Here is a 16,241-nt window from a genome sequence, read left to right as displayed (position 1 = left end):
AAGATGAGTTAAGAGGTTGTTCCCGCAGATTACGCTGATTTGCACAGAGTATATTCATCAATCGTTTACACTTCAATCCCAGGTTCAATAGCCCTGATGGCAGCGGAAATCCCTTTTGGTTAATGATGAATTGTTTGATCGGCGAGGATATCCAAAAGGATTGCAGCGGACAGCAGGACAGAACCCGACCTTATAAGTTGTTGTCATTGCGCTCCAGGTCATAAAAATGAAGGATTCTGATTAAATACTATCCTCATAGCTCCAGATGATTTATTTATGCCGTTAAGGAACTGTTCCCGCAGATTACACTAATTTGCGCAGAGCCCGATCCCTCTGCCGTTTACACCTTCGGGCCCAAGTTCGATAGCCCTGATGGCAGCGGAAATCCCTTTTGGTTAATGATGAATTGTTTGATAGGCGTGGATATCCAAAAGGATTGCAGCGGACAGCAGGACGGAACCTAACCTATATTTACTGTCATTGCGCTCCAGATTATCAAAATATTTAATTTTTTTGATTATGCTCAACTATAGCTACTCAAAGATGATTATTTTACTCTTGTTAAAAAATGTAAAATCTTTCAGCCTCAAGGTAATAAAACCGTATTATTGTAGTATTACGTACATATTATGATGATGAATGTTAACCTTAAGAAATTAACTTTTCTTGCTTTTGTTTTGTGTGTAAATTTTAGCGTTTTTGCTCAAAGTAAGAATGTACAACTCCCTGCCAATTGGTTTAACCTCGATTTATTGGAAAATGGATATTTCGGTATCAGTACGGAGAAAGCTTATCGTGAGCTTTTAAAAGATAAAAAACCTAAGCAAAATATTATTGTAGCGGTAATTGATGGTGGAGTAGATACCAAGCATCCTGATTTGCAAAATGTCTTATGGACGAATAAAAGAGAAATCCCCGGAAATGGAATCGACGATGATGGCAACGGTTATGTTGATGATGTTCATGGCTGGAATTTTATCGGATCAAAAAAGGGTAATCTGGAGTTTGATAATTTGGAATTGGTGCGTTTATTAAGGATTTATACGCCAAAATATCAGTCGACAACTAATTTGACACCTTTAGACAGTACACAAAAAGAAGAATTTAAGCTGTATAAGAAGATGGTTGGCGATTTCGGCAAAAAGTACGAAGATGCCAGCAATACCTTTTCAGTTTTGATTGCCATTAACAAAGTTTTAGATTCTGTAGCCAAGATCAATAAAAAAGAAATCCCCACTATGGAGGATATTGACCGATATAAAGCCGATGATGAAACTGAGGAGCAGGTAAAAACAATCATCAGAAAAGGGGCCAAAGAAGATGGTAGTTTCGAGAAATTTTATAAAAGCATAAAAGAGGGGTACAAGCAATACGATGCGATGCTGAAGTACAACTTAAACCCTAAGTATGATATGCGTGAAGAACTAGTTGGCGATGATTACAGTAATGCTTATCAAAAAGATTATGGAAACAATGACGTAAAAGGCCCTGATGCTTTTCACGGTACACACGTGTCGGGAATTATTGGTGCTGATCGCACAAATTCGATAGGTATTTTGGGCGTAGCCAATAATGTGAGTATTATGGCCATTAGGGTGGTACCTACAGGTGATGAGCGGGATAAAGATGTAGCCAATGGCATCAGATACGCGGTTGATAACGGTGCTAAAGTAATTAACATGAGCTTTGGTAAAAGCTATAAATGGGATAAAAAAGCAGTAGACTCAGCTGTAAAATATGCAGAACTTAAAGGTGTATTATTGGTACACGCAGCTGGAAACGATAACCAGAATAATGATATCGAGGAGAATTTCCCTAATAAGTTTTTCGATAGCAAAGAGGCTGAAGCTTATAAAGAAGCCAATAAAAAGCCTAGCAAACCAGATTTTACCCCACCTAAGCCTATGTCACAAAATAACGGAATGGGTATGAGGCCAGCTTATGACCGATCTGCATTAGTAAAGCCAGTACCAATCGACTCAGCAAAATTTAATCTGCCTCATGCCAATAATTGGATCGAAGTTGGAGCAAGTGCATACAAAGATGATGATAACCTGAAAGCCGATTTCTCTAATTATGGCAAATATAATGTAGATGTTTTTGCCCCTGGATTTTTAATCAACTCAACGGTGCCAGGTAACAAATATGAAGAAGCTGATGGAACGAGTATGGCCTCGCCTGTTGTTGCTGGCCTGGCGGCATTGATTTTAGGCTATTACCCAGATTTAAAACCAGCGCAGGTAAGAGAGATTATCATGAAATCTGTTTCGAAAGTAGCACACAAGGTGAAATATAAAAATGAAAGAGGTGAGAATGTTAGAACGCCTTTTAGCGAAATATGCGTTAGCGGAGGTATTGTTAATGCCTACAATGCCCTTAAATTGGCCGAAACGTATAGATAGTTTTCAGTTTAGAATTGGCAATTTTCAGTTTGAAGAAATAGTTCGGATAAATTCCTGAAAGGTGCCAAAAGGATAATTTTTGGCCTTCATCCACGAAATAAGATTTTCTGTGCGTTTTGCCATTTTTGTACCTGTATTTTTTCTTACGTAAGCCGGGAAACCAAAGCGATCAAAATCTTCTAAATCTGTAAATTCCCAAGGGTGGAAATAGATATTCAGGTACTTATCTTTTTTGTATGTCCAGCTGGCTAATGTTTTGTAAATGCCTAAAGGCAGATTGTGAAAAGATAACCAAAACAGTGGAAACCTAATTAACGGGCTTACCGAAGCTGGAATCTGCAATACGTTATTTTTAATGAAGTATGTTCTGGAAACATTAAAATTGTTGTACCGTCCTGGTAAATAGGTTGGATTAATGGACGTATTATAAGTATATCCGGCTTTTTCGATTTCCTTTTCGTCAACGGGCATCATTCTCGCCATGCGGTAACCCGTAATTTTTTTGCCCGAAAGTTCTTCCAATTTTAGTTTGGATTGGAGAAGATGTTCGGGTTTAAAATCAGAATGGTAATAGCCATGCGAGGCAAGTTCGTGCCCTGTTTCTGTAATCCTTTTAATCAGATCCGGAATATTTTCGGCAAAAGTAACCGTACAAAAAAAAGTAGCCTTCACCTCAAATTTATCCAAAATGTCTAAAATCGTTATGGTGCCAGCCCTCGAAATGGCAATCTGATCTTCAAATGAAATATCTTTTCCGTATTCAAAAGGCATATCAAACTCTTCGATATCAAAACTTAACAGTACCATTTTATTTTTGCTGAATATTGGTTGAACGGATAATATAATTAGGACGGTTTTTAGACTGCATAAACATTTTACCTACATAAATGCCTATAATACCTAAGATAATGAGTTGTAGCCCTCCAAAAAAGACAATAGTCATAATTACAGATGCCCAACCAGAAACCTCCACATGATTTACAAAAGCGTAAATAATATAGGGTATGTATAATATAGAGGCAAAAGAAAGAATAAAACCAAGGTAAACCGCAGAATATAAGGGTTTTATACTGAAAGAGGTAACGCCGTGTAAGGCCAGCCTTAACATCTTTTTAAAGGTATATTTGCTATTCCCCGAAAAGCGTGCAGCAGGATTGTAACGAATGGCGAATTGCTTAAAGCCAAGCCATTTTACCAAACCACGTAAAAAGGGCTCGTTTTCATGAAAATTCCTAAAAACGCTAACAACCTTTTGATCAAGTAAGCGGAAATCGGCTGCACCTGGTTCGAGATCAATATCCGATAACCAGTTTAAGGTTTTGTAGAATAGGTTTGATGAACTTCTTTTTCCTTTGGATAAATTTTTATCTTCTTCCCTGATAGTGTATACTACCTCAAAACCTTCCTGCCATTTCTGTAGCATTTCCGGAATCAGTTCCGGAGGATGTTGCATATCGCAGTCCATAGAAATTACACAATCGCCAAAAGCATGGTCCATGCCCGCTTTAACCGCTAATTGGTGGCCAAAATTTTTAGAGAATTCGAGAAAGAATATGTTGTTTGCGGTTGAAGCATAATCCTTTATTTTTTCGAGCGTATGATCGGCACTTCCATCATCAACCAGGATAATTTCATAATCGTAGTTGATGGTCGAAAAAACTTTTTTAATACTTTCGGCTATTACAAAAATATTATCGGCTTCGTTGTAAGCAGGAATTACTATAGAAACTAGTTTATTCATTTATCGGCAATCAGATAAGACTCAAAATCTTCTTTCATCATTTGATAGACTATGGTTAGCCAAATGATAACGCAAGGTAGGGCTTTAAGCGAATATAGACGAATAAATTCTTTAACCGGCCTTGGGAAAATATCGGTTGGCGATAGGCTGGTTAATATAAATGCAAAAATAAATAAGGCAATTATCCATCCTTTTTTAGGGTTTTGCTGTACGATAAACCAAATGGCAATACCTGCAAAAGCGATAACATAGGTTGGCGATTCAGAACCGCTGCTAAATATAACCGTAAAAATAAGTGTCGATGCCAATAACATTAACCTAAAACCAAGGTGTTTATATTGCTTAATCCGTAAATAGGGCAAACCAAATAATACAAGACCAACCAGTAAAAATGGAGCATTGGGAATGTTTATGTTACCTGTTGCCCTTCTTACAATACCCATTAAAGAAATATCCTGGAATGAAGTCAATGATGCATTTAAATCATTTTTATGGGCAAGGGAATGATACCAGTCGCTATATGATTGAATTACAAACGCCGGAGATGAAATAACCATTGGCAAAGCAAATAATACCGCAAAAGCAATAAAACAGCCTATGATAAATTTTAGCTTATTCTTGCTAAAAAAGAAAAATGCCAGTCCAACAATTCCATATAATTTAACCAAAGTACCAAAAGCGATAAAAAAAGCAGACTGTATTTCTTTCTTTTTAATAAGGTAAGAAAAACTGAGTAAAATAATCCCCGTTAGGGCGATATTAAACTGAAAACTGAAGAGTGCAGTTAAGGCTTCGTGTGCACAGATCCAGGCAATAATAGTGCGCTTGTTTAACGATATCGGCAGACTGTAAATTCCCCAAAGCAAAATCAATACATTGGCCACATTCCAAAGAATAGCACCTAAACCATCGGGCAACAGTACAAAAGGCGCAATAAAGATTGAAAATACAGGTCCGTAGTGGTTACTGTCAAAATATTCTGGATAATTACTGTATAAATTTTGCAGATCTACAGTATGCCAGTATACATATTTGAAAATCAGATAATTATTGTAAGAATGATGGTGATACTGTTTGTAACCCGCAACAATAGCCAGTAGAAGATAAATGGCAATTACGCATTGCTTTTTTAAAAGGAATGAAGATAGCTTCGTCAGATTGGTTTGTGTGAACGTGTTCATTATGATTAATGCTGCTAATATAACTATTTCGGTCCATCAATCCGAAATGGATCAGCTTAGCCCGATCAATATTAATTAATTATGAAATTATTTATGGTATATCGATTTAGTAAAGCCTTTTACTAGCTTTATTATCCTGAACCAAATAGATCATCAATCTTTCTAAAAAACTATGAGAAAATTACAACTACCACTTTTTGTGGCCCTGGTGCTAACCTTTAGTGCCTGTAAAAAAGAAGAACAACCAAAAGGCAATTTTTCAAACTCCAATCTAAAAAGCACGGCAAATGCAAATGCTCAATTGTTAAGCTTTTCATTAAACAGTTGGATGAGTGTAGTAGCCGACCAAACAAGCATCGCTGCCATTTCTATTCCTGGTACGCATGATTCTGGCGCAACACAAGAGCAAGTTGCAGGTACTGCAAAATGCCAGAACCTGAGTATTACCGATCAATTAAATGCGGGCGTCCGTTATCTAGACATTCGCTGCAGGCACATTGATAATGCTTTCGCGATCCATCACGGGGCAATTTATCAGAACCTTAATTTTAATGACGTACTAAATGCGTGTATCAATTTTCTGAATAGCCATCCAACCGAAACAATCATTATGAGTGTTAAAGAGGAGCATACGCCAACAAACAACACCAGGTCGTTTGAGCAAACTTTTGATGCTTATGTTCAGCAAAATCCTGTAAAATGGGATTTGGGGAATAATATTCCAACACTGGGCAGTATCCGTGGAAAAATCAGACTCTTAAGAAGGTTTTCCGGATCATCGCCTAAAGGAATCGATGCTACGGCCTGGGCTGATAATACCACATTTGATATCAATAATGCTGCAACGTTAAAAGTTCAGGATTTTTACAATGTTAACGATGTGAATACTAAATGGACAAAAGTAGAAACATTGTTAAATGAGGCAAAAAATGATGCTTCCAACAGGCTTTATCTGAACTATGCAAGTGGTTATAAGGCAGGTATATTCAGTATCCCAAGTATTACTACTGTATCTAATTTCATCAATCCAAAAATCAATACGTTTTTTACCAACAATACCCATGGTAAATTCGGAATCATTCCACTTGATTTTGTTGATTCGGGCAGAAGCCAATTAATCATTAATACAAATTTCTAATCTTAACGCATAGATTTATTGGTTCAGTAAAATATAAAATGATGCACTGTATTGTAAAGTACGGTGCAACATTTTATAAAAATTCATACATTTCGATGATTAATTTTAATTCTTGATTTATTTTTGGAGTGACTGATCATATTTTGACTGTTTAGCGGTTTTTATTGTCAAATTATAGAAGAATTAGAAATAATTGTGTGATTTTTTGTAGTCTTACCAAAAATTATAGATTTGGACCGAAGATATAATTTGCAACCATTGTAGGTTAGGGACTAATTTTTTAGCACTTATGGATTGTTTTTAAATTCAGTGTAATTAATGAATGAGGCGTTTTTGCACTGCAAAAACACGTCGCCAACCAAAAAACCTGCTTTGAAAATATTATATTAGTATATGCAAAATAAGGAATTGGGAGAGGAACGGGATTTAATTCTCAAAATAGCTGTTGGCGATCAACAGGCCTTTCGCTTGATTTTTGATGCTTATAAAAATAAAGTTTTTTCTTACGCCAACCGCTACCTTAAATCTAAAGAAAGAGCTGAAGAGGTGGTTCAAGAAACCTTTCTGAAAATCTGGTTAAAAAGAGAAAATCTCAATGCTGTTGAAAACTTTGGTGGATACATTCGAAGAATTGCCGTTAACCTTACTTTAGACTTGCTTAGGGCTATTGCCGCTGAAAACAAAACATCAGACTTACAGAAAGTTGTGTGGAGCGAGCAGGACACAGGGACTGAAGATGCCATTATGCGGAAAGATGCGCAAAGCTACGTTGATCAATTACTGGCTAAACTTCCTAAGCAACAAGGATTGGTTTACCGCATGTGCCATATTGAAGGGATGAAACAAAAAGAAGTTGCAGAAATACTTCATATTGCACCCGCTACTGTTAAAGTTCATTTACGGGAAGCCTTAAAAACATTACGTAGCCTGGTTGGTGAAAATAATGCTATACCACTCATCTCTTTCGTTTTTCTGGGACTATTAAAATAAGCGCTTCATCAATTCTATAGGGTTTTGCTAAGATTTAAGTTGTTTCTTAGTATTGGTTGTTTTTTTTTAAAAAAAACTTTTTTTGACTACCTCTTTTTGTGTTTCACAAACGTCAACTATTAAAACGAACAAAATAATATCTTTTCTATATCGCCATTTGTATGAAAAATGAAGAAATAAGTGAACTTCTGGAGAAGTATACTCAAAATACGATCTCCGAAGAAGAAAAGAGCGTTTTATTTAATCATCTTAACGCCTCAAGCAATGTTGAATTTGAAAAACGCTTAATGGAAAAGGATTGGGATTTATTTCAATCTGAAGAAACTATAGCAGAAAGTAAGGCCAATAAAATTTTTAATGAAATTGTCGGCGCGGAAGAAAAGAGGTCTTTTAAATTAAATTTTGGCTGGATAGGTTGGGCCGCTATATTATTAATTGCAGGTTTTTCTACTTTTTATTTTTTAAAACCTGCCACACAAAAAATAACCGCTAAAACCAATCTCGCAGTTGTTAATGTAGTAGCAGAAACGGAGCATAAAAAAATAGTATTACCGGATGGGAGTACAGTGATCTTAAACAATGGTGCGGTTTTGCTGTATCCCCAACACTTTGATGGCAATACCAGAGAAGTTACACTTAAGGGGGAAGGATATTTTGATATTGTTCATGATTCGGCCAAGCCCTTTATTGTTTATGCAGGAAAAGTTAAAACAACTGTTTTAGGTACCGCTTTCAATATTAAAGCCATTGACGGACAGCAGGTTGTGGTAACAGTAACGCGTGGAAAAGTAAGTGTGCAAGATCATCAAAAGCTTTTAGGGGTACTTACACCTAATCAACAGCTAACCTTTGATGAGAAAAGAAAAATGCCAAGCTTGACCAAAGTGATATCGCAGGAAGTTGTAGACTGGCAGGCAAAAGATATTTTCTTTGAGGATATTACCATGAAAGATGCCATTGACGTACTAGCCAAACGATTTGGAACCAAAATTACATTTGTAGATGACCGGGGCAAAAATTGCCGTTTTACCACTACTTTTCAGAAGGGTGAAAGCCTCGATGAGATTTTGCAGGTGATAACTTCTTTTAATAATGCAGCATATGTAACCAAAGCCAACGAGATTTTTATTTCGGGCAAGGATTGCAATAATTAAATAATCAATCAACTAAAACCAAACAAACCGAACTACATGAAAGAACTCTACTATTTCCACATCTGATGAAAAAATCTCCCTGTCCTTGCAAGACAGAGAGATAAAGTTTGCGCTGTTCCAGCTGGAATTGGAACAGCATGTATTAAACAATTTAGGCATCATTTAAAACATTTAAAATTATGAAATTTTCTGCACAATCAGCAGAGGGCGGGAATCCCTGTAAGAAATTTTTCGCTTCCAAAAAATCACGATATCTAATTCGTCAGATTATGCGTTTAAGCTTTGTATTAGCTATAATAACCTTTGCCACCTCTTCATTAATCTTTGCTTCTAATACCAAAGGTCAATCGATCTCCAATACAGAAGTAGTGCTTGGATTAAATCATGAGAGTGTATTCTCTGCTATTGAAAAAATTCAAAAGCAAACACCTTTTATTTTTATTTACAGGAATACCGATCTTAAAGAACTAAAGGAAATAAATATCCCGGTGCAAAAACGTACGGTTCAGGAACTGCTTGATGTGCTGTTTAACTCCAAACGTTTTAAAATAACGCAGTTAAATAACAGGATTTTAATTTCTTCGATAAAACCAGAAGTTAAAGCGGTGCCTGTCGACATCAGGATCTCTGGTATTGTGGTAGATGAAGATGGAGTTCCCATCCCTGGGGTTTCAATCCTGCTGAAACAAAGTAATAAGGTAAGTACTGCGACCGATAGAAACGGCCAGTTTGGAATTAACGTGCCGGATGAGGGAACAAAAGTGTTGCTTTTTACTTGTATTGGCTATCAGAATGCAGAACAGGTTATCGGCTCGGAAAATTCGTATAAGATTGTAATGAAACCTTCAGTTGGTAGCCTGAACGAGGTACAGATTATTGGTTATGGTACTACAACGAGAAAAACGAGTACAGGCTCTATTGCATCTATTACAGCGAAAGAAATCGAAAAACAACCAGTTGGAAATCCCTTGGCAGCACTATCCGGCAGGATGTCGGGTGTATTGATCGCCCAGAATAACGGCGTTCCGGGGGGAGCCATTCAGGTGCAGATCAGAGGGCAGAATTCGCTTTCGCAAGGAGGGATTCCCTTGTATGTGATTGATGGTGTTCCGTTTACCAATTTCAATGGAGGTCAGCCGCCAACAGATAATTTAAATGCTTCTGGAATTTCTGGCGCAAGTGGGGGAATTAGTCCATTCAGTATGATCAACCCATCTGACATTGAACGTATCGATATTTTGAAAGATGCTGATGCCACTTCAATTTATGGATCGAGGGGTGCTAATGGCGTAGTTTTAATTACGACCAAAAAAGGAAAACCCGGACGCGTAAAAATTGGACTCAACCTTAACACTGGCTTTACAGAAGTGAACCGTTTTATCCCCATGTTAGATCTGGAACAATACCTGGCACTGCGGACAGAAGCGTTTAAAAATGATGGTGCAACGCCGAATAGCAATAATGCCCCCGATTTGACGGTATGGGACAGAAACAGCTCAACCGATTTCCAAAAAATGTTTATTGGGAACAGGGGCCATATAAATGAAATTCAGGCATCAATGTCTGGTGGTAATGAGCAGACCCGCTTTTTCTTCAATTCTGCATACCGAAAAGAAAGTACTGTCTTTTTAGGCGATAATAATGACAAAAGATTCTCTTCGAGATTGAATTTAGACCATAGCTCGCTAAATAAGAAATTCACAGCTTCGTTTTCTGTTAGTTATGCTAATGATAATACCAATATACCAACCGAAGATATTTCATCAGTGTACAATTTGCCGCCAAATTTGCCACTTTACGATGCTGCAGGTAAATTGTTTTGGTCTACAAATTATACTAACCCGCTGGCAACTTTACTAAAGCGATACAATGGGGTAACCAATAACTTAATTGCTAATGCCAATTTGAGGTACACCATTTTACAAGGCTTAACGGCAAAAGCAAATTTTGGTTATACCAATACCAGGTTGGATCAGACAGCTACAAATCCGGCATCAGCTCAAAATCCTGCGAACAATCCTTCAAGTTCGGCTGATTTCACTAATCTGAATGCCCAAAACTGGATTATTGAGCCAACGTTAGATTATGTTAAAAATATTGGTGGAGGAGTGTTAACTGCGCTTATTGGAACAAGTTTTCAGCAAAACACATCCAACGGCCTTTATCTTTCCGGAACCAATTATAGCAATGAAGCGCTCTTGGGTACATTGAGCGCTGCCGGTACCACTACGGTAAGGTATAACAATATTGTAAAGTATAAATATGATGCTATTTTTGCCAAATTGAACTACAACTGGCAGGAAAAATATCTTTTTAATGCTACATTCAGAAGAGATGGTTCATCAAGGTTTGGAACGATAAACCGCTTCGGTAATTTTGGTGCTATTGGTGCAGGCTGGGTATTCTCAAATGAAGGATTTATAAAAGACAAACTTCCTTTCCTGAGTTTTGGTAAAATTAGAGGAAGTTACGGCACAACAGGAAATGATCAGATTCCTAATTATATCTATTTACCGTTGTATTCTTCATCTACTGCGTATTTGGGCAATGCCGCCACAAATGTTAACACATTACCTAACGAATCAATTCAATGGGAAGCCACCAAAAAATTGGAGTTTGCTATAGATCTGGGTTTTTTAAAGGACCGGATCTCTTTTACTGCCAACTATTACAGAAACAGGTCTGCAGATCAAATCACTTCGAATGCGCTAGCCAGTCAAAGCGGATACAACAGTTATATGTTAAACTTACCAGCTACAATACAGAATAAAGGGCTGGAACTTGAACTGAATTCCATCAATGTGATGACAAAAGATTTTTCGTGGAAAACTTCTGCGAACTTCACTTTTACCAGTAATAAAGTTACAGCTTTCCCAGGTCTGGAGAAATCTTTTTATTCATCATCTTATATTGTAGAGCAACCAATCAATGTCATTCGTCTGTATCACTTTCTAGGCGTTAACCCTGCCAACGGCGCAGCGGTTTATGAGGATAAAGATGGTGATGGTAGTATTACCACCAGGGACCTTTATATTGCAGATTTAGGAACACCATTTTTTGGAGGTTTCAACAATACTTTCACTTATAAGAATTTTGAACTTGGCATATTTTTTCAATTTAACCACCGCTTTGGCGTTACGCAAATTGTAAATAACAGGCCTGGGGCACTTGGTAACCAAAACGACTATTGGTTGGGAAGATGGATGCCGACAAACACAAATGCTAACTTACCCGGAGCATCGGCAACAGCAGGATCAGTAATTGCCGCTTCCTATAACAATTTCACATCTTCTGATGCAGTATATGGGGACGCCTCATATTTAAAACTAAGGTCTGTAAACCTATCGTATTCTTTGCCTACAGAATGGTTAAAGCAGATTAAAATGTCTAGCTGTAACATCTTTATTCAAGGCCAGAATTTATATACATGGGCAAAGAACAAATACATCTTAGATACCGAGACAACGATTCAAGGTGGGCCTCCGGGTTTGGGCACTGGTACACTTAGTCAGGTGTTACCTCCATTAAGAACAATTGTATTTGGTGTTAACTGTTCATTTTAACTGATTAAATCATGAAAAATATATATAGAAGTTTCTTTTATAAAGCAATTATCCTTACAACAGTCTTAACTGTTTCTTCTTGCAAAAAATTTGTAGAATTGGGGGCGCCCCCCACTCAGATTTTGTTCCAAGATGCCTTTAAAACAGACGCCGCTGCACAGAGCGTTGTGATGGGCCTGTATTCTTTTTCTTCGCAGGCTACCAATGGCTTAATTACTTCGCTTACTTTTTACTCGGGGGTTTCTAGTGATGATTTGCAGTATAATGCAAGTGTAGTATTAACCCAGGAGTTCGCAAACAATTCAATCTCAAATAATAATGGCACAGCTAATACCATATGGGGAACAACTTACCAATTGGTAAAAAATGCTAATAACGCTATTAGTGGTCTTAGCGCTGCCACAACTTTGACCCCTTCTGTAAAAAATCAACTTTTGGGTGAAGCTAAATTTATGCGGGCGTTTGCTTATTTCCACCTCGTAAATCTTTATGGAGACGTACCGTTGCCACTAAAAGACGATTATTCAGCCTTCGAAAATGCAGCTTTACCGCGTACAGCAATAACAGGAGTTTATACACAGATTATAAAGGACTTAACTGAAGCGCAAAATCTATTACCTACAGCTTATGTAGGCACATTTAGAGGTAGGGTGAACAAGTATGCAGCAACAGCACTTTTAGCTCGTGTTTACCTCTATCAAAAAGATTATGCAAATGCAGAAGCACAGGCTACACAGGTTATAAGTTCAGCCATTTATACACTTCCAGCTCCAGAAGCGGCTTTTGTTAATGCCAGTAATGAAATTATCTGGCAGATCGGTAATATTTCGGGTCTTTCTGTGCCTGGTGCTGCATATGTAACCTTGCCTTCGGTAATTCCAACTTATACTCTTGCAGATGTAACGTATCAAAGCTTTGAAAACATAACTGATTTACGCCGAACCAATTGGACAGTTAGCAAAACAATTGGCGGGAAAACCTACTATGGCATAAGCAAATATAAAATAGGCACTGGAACTGGCAATGAATATAATGTTGCGCTTAGGTTTGCTGAGCAATACCTGATCCGTGCAGAAGCCAGGGCACAGCAAAACAATCTTTCTGGTGCAAAATCAGATATCGATATGGTTAGAAGCAGGGCTGGCTTAGGTGGTGTAAGTGCTACTTTAGATCAGGCGCAAATGTTAACAGCCATTGAACAAGAAAGAAAAGTAGAATTTTTTGGAGAATGGGGCCACCGCTGGTTCGATTTAAAAAGAACCAATCGTGCAAACGCTGTAATTGGTGCATTAAAACCGACCTGGAAATCAACTTCCATTTTATTCCCGATTCCTCAGGCACAAATTCTTGTCAATACCAATTTAACACAAAATCCAGGTTATCAAAATTAACTATTGGGAGCTTGTTTGGCTCCCATAACTACATCAATCATGAAAAAGACAATAAAATTAATAGCAACAGCTACCTTGGTTCTCTTAGTAGCAAGTGCGTTTAACATACAAAAAGGATATAAATTAACGGGTAAGATAAAAGGGATAGATAAGGGATTAATTTATCTTTCGCATAACATTGGCGAGAAAGAAATTAAGGATTCTGCTGTTATTACCAATGGCAGTTTCACTTTTAGTGGTACCGTGCCTGAGGTTAAAATGTATGCTTTAAAGCTTAAAGGCGGTAAACAACAAAAAAACTTTCTTTTAGAAAATAGAAACATCTCAATCATTGGCGATAAGGATTCGTTGTTTATGGCCAAAGTGATCGGTTCGCCGGAAACCGACGTTTATTTTGGTTTTTATAATGGCCCTTGGAAATCGATAACATCAAAAGCTGGTGATATTTACCATCGTTTAGATAGCGCAAACCAAAAAGGCAAAGTGACCTTAAGCCCGGCACAGCGTAAATCCTTCGATGATGAATTTAAAGCACTTGATGTGCTTAACCAAAATGCAATAAAAGCTTATGTAACAGCACATGCCTCTTCGGTAGCAGTTGCCGCAATTGTAGAAGATCGCTTTATTAATTATCCATATCCGGAACAAGCAGCAGCTATGTATGCATTATTTGCTCCAGCGGTTAAAGCTTCATTTTATGGAAAAGCCATTAAAGCCAGTTTAGCATTAACCAATAAAACTGCTCCGGGAAAACTGGCTCCAGATTTTGTAATGAATGATGTAGATGGAAAACCACTTAAACTTTCTGCACTTCGTGGAAAATATGTTTTAGTAGATTTTTGGGCAAGTTGGTGCGGTCCCTGCCGTAAGGAAAATCCGAATGTAGTTGCAGCCTACAAAAAATATCATGATAAAGGCTTCGAAATTTTGGGCGTATCGTTAGACAGTAAAAAAGAAGCCTGGCTAAAAGCAATTAACGATGATGGTTTAACCTGGAAACATGTTTCTGAACTTAAAGGCTGGTCAAATTCTGCCGCGGCATTATATGGTGTAAAATCGGTTCCTGCAAGTTTTTTATTGGATAAGGACGGAAAAGTGGTTGCAAAAGATTTACGTGGAGAAGAATTGAACAATACATTATCAAACCTATTTAAAGATTAATCACATGAGTACATTAAATATCAGTAACAAAATGTTAGGATTGCTTTCTATCCTCATTTTAGGAAGTACAAGTGGTTTAAAAGCACAAACCAAACCAGTAGATACAACCAGGATTTATCTAGACAAACTGGTAGCTTCGAAGGAACCTGCAGATAAAGTACTATTGGCAACCAAATTACAAAAACTGGCTGCTGCCGATCAGGAAAAAGATGTTGACCTGGCCATTAATTATTATTATCGGTTAAAAAACGTAAAAGCTTCCGATTCGCTTGTTCAGGTAGAATTACAGAAGTTTCCTAAAGGTTCGAGAGCGAGGGCGCAGGAAGCTGGCAAAATTTATGACGAGAAAACAGCACAAGGTAAAGAAAATGCCTATAAAGTCTGGATTAAGAAATTTCCGGTTTCGGGTTCTGGAGAAGAATTGATTGTGTACGATTATGTGGTATCAGCTATTGCTTCCAAATATGCCAGAGAAAAAAATGCGGCTAAGGCTATTGAGTATATTAACAAGCTGCAGGTAGATTTTTGGAAAGGAAACGGGTTTGGTGGTGTTGCAGAGGCTTTTTATAAAACCGGCGATTTAAAAAATGCAGCTGTATATTATAAAAAAGCCATGGAAATTGCTAAAACTTATTACGATGGAAAGTTACCTAACGAAAATTCATCCAAATTTGCTGCATCTGGGTACCCAGGTTTAACCATGACTTATGCAGGTATTCTTTTCGAACAAAAAAAGTATGATGAAGCACTTATTTATGCCGATTTAGCGGCTAAAAACCCAAAAACAGCTTCTCCAAGATCAAATTTTCAATACGCCAAAATATTGATGGCATTGAATAGAAATCAGGAGGCTTATACTAAATTGGAAGAGGCCGTAAAATCGGGCAAAGCCAATGATGAAATGAGCAGTGCCTTTAAAACACTTTATATCAAAGTAAAGGGAAGTGATGCGGGTTTCGACGCCTATGCTGCTGAAATCAGAAAAGGGATTCTGGCCAATCTACAGCAAAAACTCAATAAAGAAATTATCAATAAACCAGCTGTAGATTTTACATTAACCGATATTGAAGGCAAAAAAGTTACATTGAGCAGTTTAAAGGGTAAGGTGGTAATCCTCGATTTTTGGGCTACCTGGTGTGGGCCTTGTAAGGCTTCGTTCCCTGCAATGCAAATGGCGGTTAATAAATATAAAGAAGATCCAAACGTGAAGTTTTTGTTTATTCATACCTGGGAGAAAACAGCTTCGCCAACTCAGGATGCGAGCGATTATATTAAATCGCAGAAATATAGTTTCGAGGTGTTAATGGATACCAAAGATCCTGATTCGAAAATTAACAAGGTGGTTACTGATTATAAAGTATCGGGAATTCCTTCAAAATTTGTGATCGATCCTGCAGGGAACATCAGATTTAACCTAATGGGTTTTGATGGTAGCAATGAAGCTGCAGTAGATGAAATTTCGATGATGATCGATATGATTAAAAAAGGTTAATCCTTTGTGTTTTACTGAAATTTTAACC

The 16,241-nt window shown here is 37.4% G+C and carries 11 protein-coding genes; 8 read left to right on the top strand and 3 right to left on the bottom strand.

Annotated elements, in window-relative coordinates:
- Nucleotides 1–635 precede the first annotated feature (635 nt).
- Nucleotides 636–2,402 carry a S8 family peptidase gene (locus ACTJKN_RS26450; RefSeq protein ID WP_440828621.1) on the top strand — a complete coding sequence of 589 codons (1,767 nt, stop codon included), beginning with the start codon at nucleotides 636–638 and terminating at the stop codon, nucleotides 2,400–2,402.
- A gap of 24 nt (nucleotides 2,403–2,426) precedes the next feature.
- Here the strand turns inward: ACTJKN_RS26450 and ACTJKN_RS26445 are convergent, their stop codons facing one another.
- Genes ACTJKN_RS26445 through ACTJKN_RS26435 form a run of 3 tightly spaced genes read right to left on the bottom strand, consistent with a single transcriptional unit; the run spans nucleotide 2,427 to nucleotide 5,324 of the window.
- Nucleotides 2,427–3,209, bottom strand: coding sequence for a polysaccharide deacetylase family protein (locus tag ACTJKN_RS26445; protein WP_440828620.1), 783 nt, complete (start codon nucleotides 3,207–3,209; stop codon nucleotides 2,427–2,429).
- Nucleotide 3,210: 1 nt separating this feature from the next.
- Nucleotides 3,211–4,143 carry a glycosyltransferase family 2 protein gene (locus tag ACTJKN_RS26440; protein ID WP_440828619.1) on the bottom strand — a complete coding sequence of 311 codons (933 nt, stop codon included), beginning with the start codon at nucleotides 4,141–4,143 and terminating at the stop codon, nucleotides 3,211–3,213.
- Nucleotides 4,140–5,324 (bottom strand): glycosyltransferase family 87 protein, encoded by a 1,185-nt coding sequence (locus ACTJKN_RS26435; RefSeq protein ID WP_440828618.1) that lies wholly within the window; start codon nucleotides 5,322–5,324, stop codon nucleotides 4,140–4,142. Before ACTJKN_RS26435 ends, ACTJKN_RS26440 begins: the two co-directional genes overlap by 4 nt.
- A gap of 172 nt (nucleotides 5,325–5,496) precedes the next feature.
- Here ACTJKN_RS26435 and ACTJKN_RS26430 point away from each other — a divergent pair, with 172 nt between their 5' ends.
- The 7 genes from ACTJKN_RS26430 (at nucleotide 5,497) to ACTJKN_RS26400 (ending at nucleotide 16,213) form a co-directional block, all read left to right on the top strand.
- A complete protein-coding gene (locus ACTJKN_RS26430; RefSeq protein WP_440828617.1) occupies nucleotides 5,497–6,462 on the top strand; it encodes a phosphatidylinositol-specific phospholipase C in 966 nt (321 codons plus the stop codon).
- A 393-nt stretch (nucleotides 6,463–6,855) separates the two neighbouring features.
- Nucleotides 6,856–7,452, top strand: coding sequence for an RNA polymerase sigma factor (locus ACTJKN_RS26425; RefSeq protein WP_440828616.1), 597 nt, complete (start codon nucleotides 6,856–6,858; stop codon nucleotides 7,450–7,452).
- Between the two features lie 161 nt (nucleotides 7,453–7,613).
- Entirely contained in the window at nucleotides 7,614–8,606 is a 993-nt protein-coding gene (locus tag ACTJKN_RS26420; protein ID WP_440828615.1) for a FecR family protein, read from the top strand.
- A 179-nt stretch (nucleotides 8,607–8,785) separates the two neighbouring features.
- The gene (locus ACTJKN_RS26415) at nucleotides 8,786–12,169 is read left to right on the top strand and encodes a SusC/RagA family TonB-linked outer membrane protein (protein WP_440828614.1); all 3,384 of its coding nucleotides are present in this window, start codon (nucleotides 8,786–8,788) and stop codon (nucleotides 12,167–12,169) included.
- Between the two features lie 11 nt (nucleotides 12,170–12,180).
- Nucleotides 12,181–13,560, top strand: coding sequence for a RagB/SusD family nutrient uptake outer membrane protein (locus ACTJKN_RS26410; protein WP_440828613.1), 1,380 nt, complete (start codon nucleotides 12,181–12,183; stop codon nucleotides 13,558–13,560).
- Nucleotides 13,561–13,599: 39 nt separating this feature from the next.
- Nucleotides 13,600–14,721 carry a redoxin domain-containing protein gene (locus tag ACTJKN_RS26405; protein WP_440828612.1) on the top strand — a complete coding sequence of 374 codons (1,122 nt, stop codon included), beginning with the start codon at nucleotides 13,600–13,602 and terminating at the stop codon, nucleotides 14,719–14,721.
- A 4-nt stretch (nucleotides 14,722–14,725) separates the two neighbouring features.
- Nucleotides 14,726–16,213, top strand: coding sequence for a redoxin domain-containing protein (locus ACTJKN_RS26400; RefSeq protein ID WP_440828611.1), 1,488 nt, complete (start codon nucleotides 14,726–14,728; stop codon nucleotides 16,211–16,213).
- Nucleotides 16,214–16,241: the final 28 nt, after the last annotated feature.

Origin of the sequence: Pedobacter sp. 22163 (assembly GCF_052045595.1) — a bacterium.
In the GTDB taxonomy this organism is placed as follows: Bacteria; Bacteroidota; Bacteroidia; order Sphingobacteriales; family Sphingobacteriaceae; genus Pedobacter.
Note: the sequence above shows the minus strand (reverse complement) of the source record. Positions and strands in the feature narration are given on the sequence as shown.